Annotated in this window: 1 protein-coding gene; it reads right to left on the bottom strand. The window is 49.5% G+C overall.

The annotated features are described in order from the left end of the window. A partial coding sequence (locus M3175_RS25855; RefSeq protein ID WP_251524552.1) for a DNA/RNA non-specific endonuclease occupies nt 1-286 on the bottom strand: 286 nt, incomplete at its 3' end. Nucleotides 287-483 lie beyond the last annotated feature (197 nt).

Here is a 483-nt window from a genome sequence, read left to right as displayed (position 1 = left end):
CCGTGGTTGCCATATCAGCATTGGGCGCTAAATGTCCTCTATCAAATCCGGTACGGGTATAATCGCTCAATAAGCTACGCACCTCGATTGGCAGGCGAGTTTCTTCATGAAAGTTATCCTCTCTGACCAAAGTTTTGGCAGCCGTTATTCGTTGTCGCGTCAAATGCTCAGCGACCCAAATAGGGGTTTTGGTGACACCCGAATACATCACCGCAAAGCCATTAAAGCACAGGGGGTAAGTTTTTTGCGAAAGCTTAGCGGTCATTGTCGGCTGGGTTTTCTCCAAAAACTCGCTGGCGCATTTTTGTAACGCCTTGTCTAGCGAGCGCGTGGTGAGTGCTTGGGTATCTGGGTTCGCTTGGGTGGCAGGAATAGTAGGGATAGTAATGGTATTGCTATCGGGCTTGGCGGTTGAGGGCGCAACACTACAACCTGTCACATACAGCAAGCCAACGCTTATGGCTGATAAGATGGCATTGTTAG

The organism is Robertmurraya korlensis (genome assembly GCF_023715225.1).
Taxonomy (GTDB): Bacteria; Bacillota; Bacilli; order Bacillales; family Cytobacillaceae; genus Robertmurraya_A.
The sequence above is the reverse complement of the archived record's forward strand: the minus strand, read 5'-3'. Positions and strand labels throughout refer to the sequence as shown.